This window comes from Celerinatantimonas diazotrophica, from assembly GCF_004339545.1.
Classification (GTDB): Bacteria; Pseudomonadota; Gammaproteobacteria; order Enterobacterales; family Celerinatantimonadaceae; genus Celerinatantimonas; species Celerinatantimonas diazotrophica.
Window position 1 is genome coordinate 93812 of record NZ_SMGD01000011.1, and the last position, 15942, is coordinate 109753.

General features: G+C 41.7%; 17 protein-coding genes. 1 reads left to right on the forward strand and 16 read right to left on the reverse strand.

The window, feature by feature from the left end:
* Window positions 1–199: 199 nt before the first annotated feature.
* The 11 genes from EV690_RS03510 to EV690_RS03560 all read right to left on the reverse strand — a co-directional run bounded on the left by EV690_RS03510 (window position 200) and on the right by EV690_RS03560 (window position 10112).
* Window positions 200–766, reverse strand: coding sequence for an AAA family ATPase (locus EV690_RS03510; RefSeq protein WP_131911558.1), 567 nt, complete (start codon window positions 764–766; stop codon window positions 200–202).
* Entirely contained in the window at window positions 763–1200 is a 438-nt protein-coding gene (locus EV690_RS03515; protein WP_131911559.1) for a PTS sugar transporter subunit IIA, read from the reverse strand. Before EV690_RS03515 ends, EV690_RS03510 begins: the two co-directional genes overlap by 4 nt.
* A gap of 12 nt (window positions 1201–1212) precedes the next feature.
* The gene (locus tag EV690_RS03520; RefSeq protein ID WP_131911560.1) at window positions 1213–1488 is read right to left on the reverse strand and encodes a hypothetical protein; all 276 of its coding nucleotides are present in this window, start codon (window positions 1486–1488) and stop codon (window positions 1213–1215) included.
* Window positions 1489–1541: 53 nt separating this feature from the next.
* The gene (locus tag EV690_RS03525) at window positions 1542–2384 is read right to left on the reverse strand and encodes a class II fructose-bisphosphate aldolase (RefSeq protein WP_131911561.1); all 843 of its coding nucleotides are present in this window, start codon (window positions 2382–2384) and stop codon (window positions 1542–1544) included.
* Window positions 2371–3744, reverse strand: coding sequence for a PTS sugar transporter subunit IIC (locus EV690_RS03530; protein WP_131911562.1), 1374 nt, complete (start codon window positions 3742–3744; stop codon window positions 2371–2373). The genes EV690_RS03525 and EV690_RS03530 overlap by 14 nt, the downstream gene beginning before the upstream one ends.
* Window positions 3745–3846: 102 nt before the next feature.
* Window positions 3847–4140, reverse strand: coding sequence for a PTS sugar transporter subunit IIB (locus EV690_RS03535; protein ID WP_131911563.1), 294 nt, complete (start codon window positions 4138–4140; stop codon window positions 3847–3849).
* A 166-nt stretch (window positions 4141–4306) separates the two neighbouring features.
* The gene (locus EV690_RS03540; protein ID WP_131911564.1) at window positions 4307–5287 is read right to left on the reverse strand and encodes a 6-phosphofructokinase; all 981 of its coding nucleotides are present in this window, start codon (window positions 5285–5287) and stop codon (window positions 4307–4309) included.
* Window positions 5288–5867: 580 nt separating this feature from the next.
* On the reverse strand, window positions 5868–7859 hold the full coding sequence (locus EV690_RS03545) for a peptidase U32 family protein (RefSeq protein WP_131911565.1): 1992 nt from the start codon (window positions 7857–7859) through the stop codon (window positions 5868–5870).
* Window positions 7860–8094: 235 nt separating this feature from the next.
* The gene (locus EV690_RS03550) at window positions 8095–9363 is read right to left on the reverse strand and encodes a PTS ascorbate transporter subunit IIC (protein ID WP_131911566.1); all 1269 of its coding nucleotides are present in this window, start codon (window positions 9361–9363) and stop codon (window positions 8095–8097) included.
* 12 nt (window positions 9364–9375) lie between these two features.
* Window positions 9376–9654, reverse strand: a complete 279-nt coding sequence (locus tag EV690_RS03555; protein ID WP_131911567.1) for a PTS sugar transporter subunit IIB — start codon at window positions 9652–9654, stop codon at window positions 9376–9378.
* 14 nt (window positions 9655–9668) lie between these two features.
* Entirely contained in the window at window positions 9669–10112 is a 444-nt protein-coding gene (locus EV690_RS03560) for a PTS sugar transporter subunit IIA (protein ID WP_131911568.1), read from the reverse strand.
* 168 nt (window positions 10113–10280) lie between these two features.
* Here EV690_RS03560 and EV690_RS03565 point away from each other — a divergent pair, with 168 nt between their 5' ends.
* Window positions 10281–11330: a LacI family DNA-binding transcriptional regulator gene (locus EV690_RS03565; RefSeq protein WP_131911569.1), complete on the forward strand. Its 1050-nt coding sequence runs from the start codon at window positions 10281–10283 to the stop codon at window positions 11328–11330.
* A 14-nt stretch (window positions 11331–11344) separates the two neighbouring features.
* Here the strand turns inward: EV690_RS03565 and EV690_RS03570 are convergent, their stop codons facing one another.
* The 5 genes from EV690_RS03570 to EV690_RS03590 form a co-directional block, all read right to left on the reverse strand.
* The gene (locus EV690_RS03570) at window positions 11345–12346 is read right to left on the reverse strand and encodes a Gfo/Idh/MocA family protein (RefSeq protein WP_131911570.1); all 1002 of its coding nucleotides are present in this window, start codon (window positions 12344–12346) and stop codon (window positions 11345–11347) included.
* A 135-nt stretch (window positions 12347–12481) separates the two neighbouring features.
* Window positions 12482–12958, reverse strand: a complete 477-nt coding sequence (locus tag EV690_RS03575) for an NYN domain-containing protein (protein ID WP_131911571.1) — start codon at window positions 12956–12958, stop codon at window positions 12482–12484.
* Between the two features lie 24 nt (window positions 12959–12982).
* A complete protein-coding gene (locus EV690_RS03580) occupies window positions 12983–13531 on the reverse strand; it encodes a GNAT family N-acetyltransferase (protein WP_131911572.1) in 549 nt (182 codons plus the stop codon).
* Between the two features lie 181 nt (window positions 13532–13712).
* Window positions 13713–14252 carry an MOSC domain-containing protein gene (locus tag EV690_RS03585; protein ID WP_131911573.1) on the reverse strand — a complete coding sequence of 180 codons (540 nt, stop codon included), beginning with the start codon at window positions 14250–14252 and terminating at the stop codon, window positions 13713–13715.
* Window positions 14253–14525: 273 nt separating this feature from the next.
* Entirely contained in the window at window positions 14526–15908 is a 1383-nt protein-coding gene (locus EV690_RS03590) for a protein adenylyltransferase SelO (RefSeq protein WP_131911574.1), read from the reverse strand.
* Window positions 15909–15942 lie beyond the last annotated feature (34 nt).

Consider the following 15942-nt stretch of genomic DNA (forward strand, 5'->3'; position numbering starts at 1 on the left):
TTTAACGGGGCTACCATGATTGGGATTGTGGTTTCAGTTCATTGGGGCACTTTTCTAATTGTTTTAAACTTGCCAGCGGGTGTCCCCCAAGCCAATATCGACAAAACTATATGACCTAGTAATGAAAACTGATGCGTGGATTGCTCCGTCAACTTATTTCGTGTCAATGCCCTACGGATGCAGGGCATTTAGCGATAGTTCATTTAATAGTTGATGTTTTTTTGACCGGGGACAAAGTTGCCATCAGGGTGGTGACCTCCAGCAACAGATTCGCGTGACTCGATGCATCATCTTGATCCAACCAAATCAGTTCCCCAATATCCATCGGTTGGGCTTTCTGGGCTAACGTTTCAAGTTCGGACAAATATTCAGCCCCCGGATGACCTTTCCTCCGGTAGGGTAAGCGCTGCTTATAACGTTCAACGACGGTCTCCGGTGACACTTGGTTCCATACTTCTATCACATGGTGAACATCGGATTGCTCAATATACTGGAGTAGCTCTTTTTTGGGACGGAAACCAAACCAGGCATCGACTACATACACACATTCGTCTGGGGACTGAGCAATTGTATTCCAAATCGCTTGATAAGCAGCCTTACCGAGTTTGCGATTAAAGTCTCGGTCCACATCGTGATACAATTCCATAAACGGCTCTTTAATGGTATCGAGCGACAGATAGGGACATGTAAAATAGTCTGCAATTTTGATGGCTGTCGTGCTTTTGCCTGAAGCTGGAATTCCATTAACAAGAATGACAGTTTTCATAGTAAATTCAGCACCTCTTCTTTCGTGGTCGCATGTTTTAATTGCGCTCGCGTCTTTTCATCACTGAGCCGTTCAAAAATCGGTCGGAGTCCCTGTTCAATATGACTTCGACCGTCTAAAGCACATAACATGATAATGAAATCAACTTCAGGGCTTGATTGAATGGTAATTGGATGCTTGAGTGTCACTAAACTAAAACCAAGCCGGTTCACACCGTCCTCAGGTCGTGCATGTGGCAATGCAAACCTTTCGTCTTCGAAAACGTAATATGGGCCGGTTTTTTCAGTCGCGGTTTTAATCGCATTTAAATAAGCAAGATTAATAAACTGATGCTCTAACAGTGGGCGAGCTGCGATATCGAAAGCATCTTGCCAATCTTTCACTTCCACTTGTAATTGGATTGCATCGGCTTCAACTAAAAGCTCTTTCAGCATAGTGTTTCCTTTTCAGAAATTTTTTCGCGCCGTATTTCTCAGCTCATTCATTTTGTTAAATACATCGTTGACACTATCTTTGTATGACGGAACTTGCGAATAAACTGAGGCTGCTTGTGTGTATTTCACCAACAGTATTTGCTGGAGAGCGACATCATCCGGTTCTGCGGCATAACGCTCTTCCAGTTGCAGAATATCTTGATGTATCGCATCGGCCTGACTTTGAGTGGCCTGCTTGTCTGCATGATGATCTGTATGATTAGCGAATAACTTTTTCAAAAATTGCATACGTGCCCCCTCAATTGCCCCGCCGAAGCGGGGCTGTAAGCCATATAATTAATTTAAGAGAATAAGCGCATTTTCTCAGCAATCACTTCTCTGACTGCTTTGCGCGCCGGAATAAAAAACTTACGCACTGAGTCATCGACTTTGCCGCTCGAGAACGTATCTTGGCAGTGTTTGACCCACTGAACATTCATCTCGGTGCCGACATTGACCTTATCCATGCCGTGACGAATGACATCACGCATATCTCCATCACTGACGCCAGTGCCACCATGGAGAACCAGTGATTTGTCTACAGCTTTATGGATCTCTTCCAACAGTGCGTGCTGAATATTGGTTTTAGCCGTGTAGGAACCATGCACCGTCCCAATGCTGACCGCCAGCATATCGACGTCAGCCTGACTGACAAACTGCGTGGCCTCTGACACCGAAGTAAAAGCGATGCCACTATCTGCAATGGCTTTCCCATCTTCCGCCCCCCCAATGGCACCTAATTCCGCCTCGACGGTGACATTAAACTGACGGGCATAATCAATGACGATATTGGTATTGGCGATATTTTCATTAAGTGGCAAATGAGAGCCATCGTACATCACACTACTGAAACCACTGTCGATGGACTTTTTAATGTCATCGATATTGGAGCAGTGATCCAGATGTAAACAGGTTGGCACATCATGCGTTTGCGCCAAGGCTTTGATTGAGGCCACCAGTAACTCGCGACCTAAATATTCCGCAGTCCCGGTTGAAATTTGGAGCATCAATGGTGAGTTGGTATCGAGCGCTGCTTCGAAATAAGCGGGAAGCATTTCAATACAGTGCACGTTAAATGACCCCACAGCATGAAAACCACGCTGTTGTGCAATAGGCAAGAGTTCTTTGAAATTAAGCAGTTTCATTGGTGATATCCTTGTTATCTTCAGAGCGAGAAAGTGATTTGTTCACGAAATAGGTAATCGCGATGACAAACACGATGAATGTCGCCACAAATCCCCAATTGCCGTTAAAGGCGTTACCGAGCAGCAAACCTGATGAAATGACATCGGAGTCACTGAAGGTCACACCGACAAATCCATAGGATTCAAGAAGCGGAATTAGGATTGCGGGCAAAAAAGTGATGAACAAACCGTGGACTACGCCACCGATAATTGCTCCACGTCTGCCGCCTATCGCATTACCGAAAATACCAGCCGTACCACCGGCGAAGAAGTTGGTTAATAATCCTGGCAGGATCATGGCAAGTCCGAATACTGGGAACAGTAGCATCCCAATCACAGTGCCCACCGTGGTGGACAGGAAGCCCAAAATGACGGCATTGGGTGCATAAGGAAACAGCACCGGACAATCTAATGCAGGCTTTGCATTGGGTACCAAACGCATCGCGATGCCTTGGAATGCAGGAACTAACTCTTGCAGTAACAAGCGAACCCCGGAATACAGGACAAAGACGCCAGCGACAAACACCATCGCCTGCATGAATGCATACATCAAGTAGTTCACTCCGTTCGAATATTTCGCAATGTATTCTGGGCCAGCTGCAATTGCAGGAATGAGATACATCGGGATCATCACCACGGCCATTGACAGGTAGGTGTCATTCAAGAAAGAGAATGCTTTGGGCAGTTGGATGTCTTCGGTTGACTTGGAGTTTTTGCCGACAACTTTGGCCACCGCGGCCTGAACCATATAACCAATAGTGCAGAAGTGCCCTAGTGCAATACTGTCGTTTCCTGTGATGCGCCGCACAACAGGTTGTGCGATAGCGGGCATCGCGACAGCCATAATGCCACCAAAGATCCCGCCGGTCAGAATCAGGGGGAGTCCGGTTAGCCCAGCTTTATAGCCAATGACTGCACCAATGGTACTCATCCATAACAGCGCCTGACCGGTGAGAAATATATATTTCCATGGCGTAAATCGGGCAATCAGTATATTGGTAGCAAATATCACGATGAGTGTTAAAGCAACTTCACTGCCTAACTGTTTGTTAGCAACACCGGCAATGGCTGCAACATCAGTAATATAACCCGTCATCCCAAATCCCGTGGTAAATATTCGGTTTAAAAAGGTGAGGGTTTCGACAATAATATTAATACCAGCCATCATGACTAAAAAGCCGAGCATGGTTTTAAATGTACCTTCGAAAGTTTTACCGTATGTTTTTTTCTGTAAAATCAAGCCGATCATTGCAATAAATGCAATCAGTATCGATGCCTGACCTAATAGGTCTTTGACAATAAATTCAAAAAAGGCGCTCATAATATGCGCTCCATTAAAAATGAATAGGGTACCCATAGCTTAATTTTTTATTAAGCTATGTTTGTTGTAGGTTATATAAATAAAATAAGTAGAGAAATGTTATTACTTATGGTTAAAGAATTTATTTAATTTCTCTTCCATTTCATTACTGTCTGTGAATTTTTGAATAGTAATTATTTTTTCAGCATCCTCGAGAGATGCACTTGCTTTGATTGCATCAGAGAATGAACTTGAGGTAATAATCGCATCTGGCTTTAGTGCTAAAACTTCAGATACAGTTGTATGGTTTAAACTAAAATCAATACCAAGTTTTTCTAATATGGGCTTTGCTGTCATTTCTAACGCAAAGCTAGAGCCCAAACCACAACCGCATACACACCATATATTATAAGTCATGAGTTAATCCCTCTTAATGTTCTATCTTTCACTATGTCATATTATATTTTTTAATTATTTTAAAAATTTAAATAGTTTCCTTTCTTAAGTCATACTGCATTTCAATATGACTTATAAGTATTTTTTATAAATTAAAATAGCAATCCTCCTTATGTCACACTATGTTTTATATGATCTCTAATTGTTTTGCCAGTTTAAAATAGTGACCTTCTTTATCAATGATCCGGTTTTGCATCGTGTTAAGGTTAACGGGTATTGGTTTATTACTAGCGTTGATAACGATGACTTTGTTAGTCATTCCACTTTTAATGCAACGTACAACTTCACTAGCAGCAATCGTACCTTGATAAATTTCTTCCGTAGTCGGATTTCCATTTCTTAAACCAAAACCTAATGTTGTTTTTCTTATTCTAATACCAATTAAAGGTTCTAGTTGTTCTGCAACTGTATCAATCGCTCCTTGAAATCCTGGAGTATATTCATGGGTATAACTTTCAGCACATAAAATAATGACGCTATTTTGAATGGCTAACTTATTGTTAACCCGGTTGGCTAATTCTTCAGTCGGAATTATATACTCAGGAATCAGTGCAAAATCAGCATTAGATTTTATCGCAGACTGGAGTGTTAGTTCCCCACAATATGCACCAAGCACTTCAACCAAAAATACTCGATTCGGCAAAGCCCGACCGGTATTTCTTAATTTTGTGACCTCATGTAAAACTTCTTCACAAGCAGTTGAAAATCCAATTGTATATTCAGATCCTGCCAAATCATTATCAACTGTCATTCCGACGCCAAAACAGTTCACCCCGTATTGACTGAGTTGATGAAGAAATTTCATCGAACCATCACCACCAGCCAAAATAAGCACGGATATTTTTTCTTTCTTCAAACGACTCGCAATAAGGTCATACTCTTTGGGATTTAAATACCGCTCTGAACGACCTGATGAAATAATCGGCATTGAAGAAATTGAGTAGTCAATCAAATCGCGATAGCTAATATCGATCTTGCTACCGTTAAGCAACCCGTGTATGCCGCCATTAAAAATGGTGATATCAGCACCTGACAGTCTAGCCACCTGAAATATAAAGTTATTGATACCGGCGCCATCTCCGCCACTAATCACGATACCAATTTTCATAGGTTTCTCCTTATTTTGTCATGGTTTGATTGTTAAACACTTAATAATGAATTTTTGTGATGAATATCTATAAAAATAAGATCAAAAAACAATCAATGAATAAAATAGATCTTAATCACAGGCATATATTGTGATTAATATCACATAATTTTTTTAATTGTTAACAAATTGTTAATTTTGTATCTATTCTAATCCTTATTCTGTCACTCCGCCAAAATTTAGCTCTGTTCACCATAAAAGGAAGAAGATGATGACAAAAAGCAATGATGAATACAGATCATTTTTCATCCTCGAGGAAGCAGAAATAAGATGTGCCTTAAAGTGAGAATGAATCGCCGAGATTTTTGCTTATTTGTTTAGCCGATGAGTTCCACAGCTTATAATCCAAATAGATACTAAAATGAGTAATTTATCTTTTCGCGAAATAAAATGAGATATTAGTGATTACCTGATGGATGATGACAACTGGCAACGGCGCCATCAATATCATGATGGGTCACTGCCTGTAATCACCAAGAGTTAGTCTAACCGGCATAAGGCCAAACTAATTTTATATAAGGAGGCTGATCAGCACGGGCCTTTACAAACCATTAATAAATTGGGCATGGGTAGTAGGGGTAACACTGTTTGATAAAATATGCCGGGCTTTGTCACGCTGCTGGTCATCGCAAAATGCAGCAAACTGTTGGGCAAGTTCGTGTTTGTCTATTTTTAGCTGGGTCTGAGTTTGAATATTTCTCAGATCAATAAACAGATCTGAATACAAATGATCCACCTCATCGAATAATGCTAAGTTTAAATAATGATAAGGGTGATAAAGGCAGTTATATTCCCCTGGTTGTTTATCAATGATATACGCCTGAGTGTTGAGATTTATAATATCGGCATGTTTTTGGCATTTGGGTAGACAACTTCGGGTGATCTGTTTTTTACGACATCCTATCGTTCGCTGAAATAGACACTGCCGAGAGGTCAGTAAATTCAGCGGATGGTAAATATTAAAGCACAGCCGGAACTCATTAGTAGCAGCGATTGTTTTCATCTGCCGCGCTGAAATTTCAGAAGAAATAAACCCACCACTGCAGCCATATTCCTGCTGTAAACAAAGTAAGGCATATGAATTGCTCAAATTCATTTGAGGGCCCGCTATCCAATCGATTGCTAACGTCTTGGCAAACATACCAACGCCAGAATTATCCGTCACAATAAAAGCAGGCTGAACTTCGCTTAAAAAACGCTTTGCAGCACTGTAATCTTGCGCCATTAACACCGCAGGAAACCACGGAATCAGCATAGTATGAGTTTTGAACAACTCAATAAGCTGTTCAACACGACTATACAATGCATTGGGTAGCTGATAATACAGCGCTGCATCAATGTCTGCGTAAGTCTCAATTTCTTGAATTTGCGAGATTAAAATATTGAGCCGAGGGGATTCAATTTTTCGCGAATAATCGCGTTTAATCACTGGCACCCGAATATCAGCAATCTTATGTCGCTTTCGCTCAGGCTCATATTGCTGATGCTCAAGGCGTTGAATCTGTGTCTGCATGGCTTGAATAATCTGAGTGTTGTCATCATAAACCTGCCGTTTAATCTGATACCGTTCATCCTCAGTCACTGCCTGAGCCTGCGCCGCAAAATAATAAGGCGCATGGTTTCGTGGATCATCGATATACATCAGCTTGGAGATTTCACCGTTTAAGTAACCAGCTGAAAAATCGCGATTAAAAACCTGATACAAAGGTGTTAAATCACAGCTTAGAGGTTCATTCGCCTCAAAATGATCAATCTGCTCGCGCCACTTTTCAACCACGTTATAAACATAGTGAGATTGCTTCATCCGCCCTTCTATTTTCAGCGAATAAACGCCTGAATGAGCAAGTTGATCGAATTTATCAAATACACTGATATCTTTAAGGTTAAGCGGAAAATTTACCCCCACTTGCGTGGTTTGATACCGATCACGACAAGGCTGGCTGCAGCGACCACGATTACCTGAGGCGCCATTACGCGCTGAACTTATGTAGCACAAGCCTGAAAAACCAATGCAATGCGAACCATGAACAAACACTTCAGTCTGTATATTGAGATTTTTGCCATATTCACTTAACGAAGTAATCTGCGCTAAATCAAGCTCTCTCGATAAGTTCACCCGATGCACGCCAAGGTTTGCTAAAAAATCCAGTTGTCCTTCATTATGGGTATTAAGTTGTGTGGAACCATGGACCTCTAGCATCGGGAAATACGTTTTCAGAATATACCCCAACCCGAGATCTTGAATAATAATGCCATCAAGATTGGTATGAACCAGTTTATTGAGCAACCGAACAACCGCACGAATCTCACTTTCAAGCAAAATAATATTAAGGGTCAGATAAACCTTACAGTCATGCCGATGGGCCATCGCTAATACTATTTTCAGTTCATCGAAAGATAGATTCGAGGCTTTAGAACGCGCGTTAAAACGCTCTAAGCCACAATAAATTGCATCGGCACCGGCGACAATAGCCGCTTTAATCGACTCTAAATCTCCACCAGGAGCAAGTAACTCAAACTGACTACAACTCACAAAACCACACCTGAATAACTCTATTAGGCAGGCCATTTTACGTAGCTTAGGTAGGGTTTCGCTGATCTAAGCTAAATACTGAGCAGAAGATTCAATATTATCGCGCCCTAATTTGGCTATGATAGTATGTGAGTCATCAGATATAAAAAGCTAAAGATCAATCCAACTGCAATACGCTTATCGCAAAAAAGCCTACCATGAAGCATGGCAGGCTTATAGATTGTTTTCACTATAGTTAATGGAAAACTTGTACGATATGGCCCAGTAAAATACCAACCACACCAAAATCAGAATCACTGAAAGTCGTATTCGAATAACCAAGGTTTCCAAGTACGGGCAATAAGAAGACTGGTAAGAAGGTAATCAAGAGTCCTTCACAGAATGCGCCAATAACTGCACCTCGACGTCCTCCCATTGCATTACCGAAAACTCCCGCTGTCGCGCCAATGAAAAAGTGCGGCACGACACCTGGAATAATAACGGTGATATGGGTGATATAGCAGATGAACATCCCCACTAATCCAGCAGTAAAGCTGCTAATAAAACCAATTAAAACGGCATTAGGAGCATAAGGAAAAACAATAGGGCAATCCAGTGCTGGTTTAGAATTGGGGACCAATTTATCTGAGATCCCTTTAAACGCAGGGACGATCTCAGAGATTAACATCCGAACCCCTTGCAGAATGATGTAAACCCCAGCCGCAAACGTGATAGCCTGAATCAGCGAAAATACAACCCAGTACTGTCCACCACTCACGCCATTGACATAATCTTTGCCTGCAAAAGCACATGACACTAAAAAGATCACAGCCATCGTACAGGAAATAGCAACCGGCGTGTCACGTAAAAACATTAGCGATTTTGGTACCGAAATATCTTCTGTCGATTTGGCTTTGTTGCCAACGCGTTTAGCAACAAACCCAGATAACACATATGAAATAGTCGAAAAATGTCCTAGTGCAATGTCATCTGAGCCAGTGATTTCACGCATATAAGGCTGTGCTATAGCGGGCATTAGCACCATAATCACCCCCAGCACCGCGGCACCAAGCGCAATCAAAGACACGCCACTCATGCCGGCTGCTGTTAAAATAGCAGCGATCATCACGGCCATGTACAATATATGATGTCCGGTCAGAAAAATATATTTCCAAGGAGTAATCCGCGCAATAATAATATTGACGATCATCCCAAAAAACATAATTAATGCCATCTCTTTACCAAAGGATTTCTGGGCAATGGCAACAATTGCTTCGTTCGTTGGAACGACCCCATGAATTCCAAACGCAAATTGGAAAATTTTCGAAAAATCTCCCAGTGATGCAATGACAATTCCTGCGCCAGCACCAATGATCAAAAAGCCCATAGTGGTCTTAACTGACCCTTTAATACACTCATCGATTGATTTTTTCTGTACGACCAAACCAATCAGAGCGATTAAACCGACCAACACCGCAGGAACCGATAAGACGTCATAAATAATAAAGTGAAAAAATGAGCCCATTATCCTACCCTCCTATGAATTAAGCTGGTCAATGGCCGCTAAGATTTTCTCTTTCATTGCCTCCTGATTCACTGCATTATCAAGCGATACAACGACTCCAGAATCAGTGGAAAACTGACTAGTAATATCTTTTGTTCCAATAAAAATGTCAGAACGAGTGCCATGCACAGATGATAAATCGACATGATCAATGTCATATTGAACATTTTCAGCATCCAATATTTTTTTTATCATCATTTCCATCATCAGACTGCTACCCAACCCATTTCCACAAACAACTGTAATTTTCATAACGGTTCCCTCTTTCAGTATTTTTTTATAATGGAATAGACTTCATTAACTTCTTTGCACTTAATTAACTGGTTTATATCTTCTTCGTTTAAAAAAAGTTCTGAGACACTCGCAATAATATCGATATGAGAGTTTTTGTCCGTTGCCGCTAACGTCACAATCAAATAAACGGGATCATTATCTTCAGAGCCAAAACAAACGCCATCTCTAATAATGGTCATGCCCAATGACAACTGATTGACACCATCTTCCGGACGAGCATGGAGCAAGGCGATTTTGGGGCCTAACACATAATAAGGCCCTATTTCATGATGCATTCTAAAAATAGCTTGCTTATAAGATTCATTAATACATCCATCATCTAATAACGGTTGTAGAGATAAGTTGACAGCATCTTGCCAGTCGGTTACAGAATCAATTAAAACAATTCTTGATTTAGGTAAAATAGAAGTCAGCATAAGGTGTCCTTAATAACGTCTTTTTAACATTATTAACGGCGAATGCAGTATTTATTGTGACCAAAGTCACTAAAATAGTATGATTTGTGTTAGCTATAACATAAATCACCCTGTTTATATCAGATATGTGATATACATATCATATTCTCTAAAGTTGTGAGATGCCCTGTGGAAGATAAAAAACTGAATCGAAAAAAAAATGTCACTTTGGCCGATATTGCCAAGATTGTAGGTGTTGGCAGCATGACTGTCTCCAGAGCTTTTCGTACCCCAGAAAAAGTCTCAGCAGAATTGCGTGAGCAAATCGAGAAAGTTGCTTTAGAGTTGGGATATCAAATTCCTATTCATAATCAATCGGAGCACAAAACCGGCTTAATGTTAATTTATGCCTCTGATTATCTATCTTATAGTCAACTATTCTTAGCCTTAAAAAAATTGCTAACAGCAGCTAACATAGATTTTATTATTGATGCATCAATCACCAATAGTAATGAAGAATATAATAAGTTACTAACACTTGCGTTACTCAAACCCGAATTTGTTATTTTATCGTCTGCTCCACATAATGGTGAAACCGTCACCCTTTTGAAAAACTTAAATATTCCAGTCATTGAAATACTCTCGCAAACTCCCGTACCCATCGATATTAATATTGGTATTTCTCAGCAAAAAACAATTTACGAACTGACTTGTGAACACATTAAGCAGGGATATTCACAAATTTGTTTTATCAGTGAGAACCATGAGAACTGGAAGAGTAAGCAGCAGATAATTGGCTGGCAACGTGCCATGATTAACTATGGGTTAAATCCAGATAAAACTTTGAGCCTAACCGAAGATTTTTCCTATACCAAAGCATCATCTCTATTGCCTGAAATCTTGCTACGCTGGCCAACCACCGAACTAATACTGTGTGGTAATATGCATATGGTCAATGCCCTAATCTGCGAAGCTTTCCGCCGAAAAATAAAGATCCCAGAAGTCCTTTCCATCGCCAGTATTGGCAGCCATGATCTTGCTCAGAGTTTATACCCGAGTATCAGCAGTGCAGATATACCACTGATAGAATTGGCCGAAGATATCTTTAAAGTGATTAAACAGTCTATCAATGGCATCGCCATTGAGCAGAAAGTTATGATTACTGAAGCAACGATCCATCTGCGTCAAAGTTCATGCGTTAACAAAAAAGATCGCTTTAAACAAAATGACTGGATATAACCTCAATATTCGGCCTAATTTACCTGCAATAACGATTGCAAGCCAATTGAGGTTAATGCTTGTTGCATCGAATTGATAACCTTACGGGTGGTTGCTCCAGGCAAAAGATCTGACTGCTCCTGACCGGCTAAAATAAGTGATGAAATATGTTCAATCTCATATTCAAAACCGCCGCCCCGTTCAGGGGTGACAATTTGATAGTTTTGCCCCCGATAGATCATATCTATCGTTTTCGGGTTCCACCATTTATCATGGATAGTCGCTGTAAAATCAGGCCCCTTAATCCTGGCCTGACGCGGTAAATCAGTGCTAATCGATGCGCCGAGCAAACCGCGAATAGCGCCAGAAAAACGATATTCAACCGTCGCATCGACACGAACCTTAGGGTTGCTCTGAACATGAGTAACGACAGGTTCTGGGAGCGAAATTCCCATCAATGCGCACAAATCAGCATACAGCCATAGAGGATAGACGCCCACATCGAGCGTTGCCCCACCGCACAACTGCGGATCAAATAATCGGCTTTGTGCATCAAATGGATTGGCATTGCCAAAACTGGCTTCGATGGAGTCAAGGGTAATCTGGTTAAGCTTAATAAACTCTTTGAATTGCCGATAAGCCGGAAATGTCACTGACTTCATCGCTTCAACTAACAATCGTTTTTGACTCTGCGCCAAAGCTGCCATTGCGTCCCAATCAGCAACTGTCGTAAACGCCGGCTTCTCTACTAAAACGTGCTTGCCATGATTTAAAAAAATTTTGGCCATCACCCGATGCTGTGGATGAATACTGGCAATATAGACCGCATCAACATCCGGATCTTGAGCAAGTTGCTGGTATGACCCGTAATATTTGGGACTTTGATAAATTTGGGCAAACTGCTTCGCGCGTGACAATTGGCGAGCGGCCACGGCTTCTAATCGAGCATTAGGAACGTGTTTAAGTAGATCTTTGACAAAACGGTGGGCAATATTACCAAGGCCTGCGATTGCCCAGCGAACGTGTTGGTCAGACATCAATCTCTCCAAAGCTATCCTTGAGGCAATCCTACCGGGCTTTTGTTAAAAAGTCTGCCGCAATAGCAAGAAATACAAAAGGGATATTCACTGCCTGTCTTACCCTCAAAGCAATCAATGGGGGTTATTGGCCGATTAATTGAGCAACAGTTCTTTATCAATTGGAATATATCGATCAGCTGCATGACACAAGGCCGCAGCCGTCAAATGAGCAACACCATAAACCTCAACTTGTTTACCTTTTTTATGGCGCAAATGCTCCGCTAATATGGCAAAGTCTCCATCTCCAGAAACTAATACGACGACATCAGCTGGCGCGGAATATTCGAGCGCATCAATGGTGATCCCGACATCCCAATCCCCTTTTGCCGAGCCATCAGCACGTTGGATAAATGGCTTGAGTTTCACTTCAAAACCAATGGCTCGTAAAATATTCTGAAATTCTTGCTGCTTTTTATCACCTTTATCCACGGCATAAGCAATCGCCTTGACAACATGACGAGCATGCGTCACTTGCGACCAAAACTTATTGTAATTAAAGTTCTTAGCAAATGTTTGCCGCGTCGTGTAATAGACATTTTGGACATCAACCAAAATTAAAATATTTTGCATCACAGCACCCTGAGTCCCTTTATTTTAAACACTTTGGTTGAACGACAATCGATAGATATGATCGTCATATAATTTTGAGCCAATCTGATAAGCATCCATTCTAACCTGTTCGAGTCGAAATCCACATTTGTGCAAAACGCGTTCAGAAGCAATATTACCTTGTGTGACCACCGCCTGATACTCATAAATTTGATGTTCACTCACAGCCCAATCTATTAATCCCTGCAATGATTCACTACCATAATGCTGACCATGAAATTCAGGCAATAACAAATACCCGACTTCAGCCACACCTTCACAAAGCGAAAAGCCAGTGATTCCAACGGCTCGTTGACTCTCTTTATTGGTCATCACCAGACAAAGCCAGTTGTCTTGATTAGGCTGCCAAGGTACTAATTTTGAACGAAATTTTGCATCTAATTGCGCATCACTTGGTCGGTCGAAACATAGCTCTATCACGGCAGGATCCGTCTGCAATCGCTCAAACAAGGCTCGTTCTTTAATTGTAATAGGAACCATCATTAACCGCTCGGTTTCAACCGCTATAGAACTTATCAATTCAGATCCCTTCATATATTTTTTGTTGCGGGGTTTGAGCTTAACATGGCCTATCCACTAGGCAAACGTCGTATTTATACAATCCCGATGACTTAAAAAACAATGATTCATCTTAAAGAGAGGAAAACCAGAATTCACGGCAATCTTCTTTGCACACCAAAGCAAGGCTCGCTCACTACGTCTCTAAACTTTTTATTCAAACCACTCGAAGAGGCTCAAAGGGCTGTTCAGGAAAAGTGACAGCAATATCATCTTCACTATTGACCTGCCCTGCGGTTAGCACAATAGCCATAACACCCGCCTTGCGAACCAAGCGCCCCGAGTTATCACGGCTTAATACCGCATCAAACAACCCGTTTTGAAAGTGTTCAATTTGCGAGCAAGGATTGCGCAGACCAGTTATTGCAATTTGAGCACCACTTGGAAACGTTAAAATAGTCCCTTTAGGTAGAGATAATAACTCGAGACCTTGAGTCGTTATATTTTCACCCAAAGAGCCCGGTTCAACGGTAAATCCGTCGGCATAGAGTTCATCGAATAATTCATGATGAATTAAATGAACCTGACGAAGGTTCGGCTGTGTCGGGTTAGCTCTGACTCTGGAACGATGTTGAACCGTTTTCCCTTGATGCGCATCCCCCTCAACACCTTCACCTTGAATCAGCATAATTGACTTAACTGTCTCTTTTGAAAACACATGCTTGTGACTTTTACTCACCGATACAACTTTGGCCATCCGTCCTCTCCTCTACTATTGGTAGGCGACAATCGCATGGCGACTGAAAACAACATTCCATCGCCTTAAAGAACAAAATAACATGATCAGTAACTTACCAGGGGACCCACTGCCTTTCTCTTCATTGTACACAAAAGCTTATATTTTAGTCAGTTATAATCACCAAACGGCTATGCTGCCACAGTCACAATCTAACTTACTTTTAAATGTTCTTGCCGTACATATCGGGTTTTAATCAAACTTAGATGTCATGGGTCAATCATCAGCCCTTGTTTAAGTGCCACAAAAGGTTTGATAGTGATGATCAAATTCAATATTAGGATTCCCCCACGACGTACCTGGAACCACGTTACCTTTTAAGTGGTTGAAATAGTTATCTATTTGTTGCTGAATATCTTTCTGATCATTTTCAGCAGCATCAATTAACATTTCGATTTCGTGGTTTCGAGGGATGGCTTTAGGATTTGTAGTTCTCATCAGCAGCAAAGCCTGCTGGTGATTAATGGCATCTTGCCACCGCTGTGACCAGTCGGATAATTCATCCGGTAATTGAACGTTATCGCCGTTAAGCCAATCATAGAGCTGATTAAAAATCTGAGTGTACTCCCATGCATGAGTTCGTAATAACTCAAAAAACTCAGCAATCAAAGGATGGTCACTCTGATCAAACCCCAATTTATGGGCACACATCTTGGCATACTCTTGCTCAAACGCGTTTGGAAAACTTTCCAGTTCTTGCGTTAGCACAGTAATCGCTTCTTGTTCATTTTCAGAGATCAGAGGAATCAACGTTTCGGCAAAACGCGCCAGATTCCATTGCATGATCCCTTTTTGGTTATCAAAGCTATAGCGGCCTTGTTGGTCGATTGAACTATAAACCTGCTCTAGCTTATATTCACCCAACATGGCGCAGGGCCCAAAGTCGAATGTTTCGCCGCTTAAAGCAACATTATCGGTATTCATAACGCCATGAATAAAACCAACCCGATACCAGTGGACTAAGGTATTAATCTGAGTACGTTGAACCGTTTGATAAAGCGCCAGATAAGGATTGTCAGCATCCAGCACTTCAGGGCAAAGTTGGCCTATGGCAAAATCAGCCAGTTCTTTAATCACACCTAAAGAAGAAGCGTATTGAAAACTGCCTATGCGCAGATGACTGCGACCGATGCGACTGACGACCGCCCCCACTTCAGGTTGCTGTCGATACACCGCTTCCCCAGTTGTGGTCACAGCGAGTGTACGCATACTCGGAACCCCAAGAATATGCATCGCTTCACTCATGATGTATTCGCGCACCGCAGGCCCAAGAGCACAACGCCCATCACCACCACGGGAATATTTTGTTAAACCTGAGCCTTTCAGCTGCCAATCATAACCGTTGATTTGCCCAAGCATATGAGCACGACCATCACCCAACTGGGGATTATAAGATCCAAACTGATGTCCAGAATAACCAAGCGCGAGACTTAATTGTGGCGCTATCAGCTGATTCCCCGAGAAATATTCTGCCGCATCTTTGCCCAGCAGTTGGGGTGGTAAATCCAGCTCTGCTGCCAGCGACTGATTAAATAGCAAAAGGCTAGGATCTTCGACCTTGCTGGGTTGAATGACTTGATATAAAGAGTCAGGTAAGGCCACATACCGTTGCTTCATAGGATTTACTCAAATTAATTAGACGACAGTGCGA